The organism is Treponema sp. R6D11, assembly GCF_054786075.1.
This window is the reverse complement of the sequence record NZ_BDHD01000288.1, coordinates 1-1,760: the sequence shown is the minus strand read 5'-3', so window position 1 is coordinate 1,760 and position 1,760 is coordinate 1. Positions and strand designations below refer to the sequence as shown.

The 1,760-nt window shown below is 41.7% G+C and carries 2 protein-coding genes; both read right to left on the bottom strand.

All coding sequences use genetic code 11. The features are described from left to right. Positions 1 to 7: 7 nt before the first annotated feature. Entirely contained in the window at positions 8 to 325 is a 318-nt protein-coding gene (locus ACYVTD_RS12385) for a cyclic nucleotide-binding domain-containing protein (RefSeq protein WP_461248062.1), read from the bottom strand. 99 nt (positions 326 to 424) lie between these two features. Further along, a partial coding sequence (locus ACYVTD_RS12380; RefSeq protein ID WP_461248061.1) for a glucuronyl esterase domain-containing protein occupies positions 425 to 1,760 on the bottom strand: 1,336 nt, incomplete at its 5' end.

Sequence of the window (1,760 nt, the reverse complement as noted above, 5' to 3'; positions counted from 1 at the left end):
ATATAAATCAATATGTGCATAATTGACCATTTTTTTGTATTGCCGAAATTCCTTTAATAGATGCGACAGCCGGTATAACATCCAACACTTCCATTTCTCCAAAAGCCTCGCCCTCGCCAAAATGGGAAAGCGTCAGATCTTTCTTTAGCGCCGATGCCTGCCCCTCAATTATGAAATATATTTTGTCGTTTGTGTTCCCCTCTTTAATTATATATTCACCGGGATTGTATTTCTCTTCGGTCATAAGCGGGATTATGGCTTGTATCTGTTCTTCCAAAAGCCCGCCAAAAAGGGAATACTTTTGCAGTGTTTCCGGTTTCACCATTGCTTTATGTTATCAAAATTAAAGAATTTCGGCAATACAAAAAAATGGTCAATTATGCACATATTGATTTATATTTCAAACATAAATATACTATATTGATCAGTTCTTATATTTTCCCGTCTCGTATGTTTTATTATTTGCGGGGCTGACTGACGCCGAAAACGGAGTTTTTTGCAAATCATTCATAAAATCTTCCCATGTCGCTGGCTTTGGTTTGTTGGTTTCCGCATATTCAAAGTTTAAATCTTCAATCCCATAGAAGACATAATTTGCGTACTTGATCAATTTGACCATATCTTCCTGTTCCAAGCCATGTCTGTAACGGTGCATGGAAACCGCAATGTTTTGAGGTACGCCTAAAAGCTCAAACACAGGCTTTGTCAGTTCAAAATTATAAAAGAAACCCGGAGGATTCGTCCACTTGTCCCATTCAAACCCATTTACCATAAACAGGTATCTATCAGTATCGGCGCATAACGCTAAAAGGAAATGTTGATCAAAAGGCAGGTCTTCCGGTTTTGCGAATGTTTTGAATTTTGCATTAAACCAGCCGCCGCCTGAATCACCCTGTATAGAACTAAGGCTTTGAGGATTGTTGCCGTCAATTGTCCAACTGCCGCCGCCGTTATAACCAAAATAGCCGCTAAGACTATAAGTTTGACCCGCGCTATTGTAACGGTATATCGCAGCTCCTCCCGCACCGGAAGAAACAGGTACTGTGATTTTAAATCTTTCTTCAAAAGCGCCGGCAACAGCGGCGGCTTTTCCGTTCCTTGAGGTTCCGGTAATGATAGTGTTATTTGCATTAATGCCGAATTCCTCGGCGGCTCCCGCTTCCAGTGCGTCCAAAACTTTACTTGCGCCCCATGCCCATGCCATTAATACTCCTGTTTGAGAGTCTGCCGTTGAGCCGTAAGGGTAAAGAGTATAAAACGCGCCCGTATGATTGTTATTATCAGAAGCGACAGTTCCCGTAGGAATGCTGATATTTGCGTATCCTTTTTCTAACGCAAATTGCCTTGGATTTCCTTTAGAACCCATCATTGAATCTGCGCCGTCAAGACTGCCAAAGGCAAAAATTACAGACCAGCCGCCTTCGGGAGGCGCGCCTGTTGTCGGCAGTTCAACAGCGGCGTCAAACGAGACATTTTTTCCGTTATGTGAAACATTGAGTGTCAGTGTATTGCCGGATACGCTGTAAGTTACAGTTTCCCCTGAACGCCACTGACCGTAAGAATTATCCTGCATTATCGTCATTATTTCCGATCTGCGGGAAGACCACTGCGATGCTGTTGTAATATTTGTTCCATTGTTCATATTTAAGATATTTGGAATAGCGATTAATTCCGCTTCTTTTGTCGTTTCTTCTTTTGTTTTTTCGTCAGGTTGATTTTTACACCTGATAGCCGTCATACTTAATATTACAACAAAAGCC

Coding starts and splice junctions, on each gene's coding strand:
- ACYVTD_RS12385 (WP_461248062.1), bottom strand. CDS start 325: ATGGTGAAACCGGAAACACTGCAAAAGTATTCCCTTTTTGGCGGGCTT.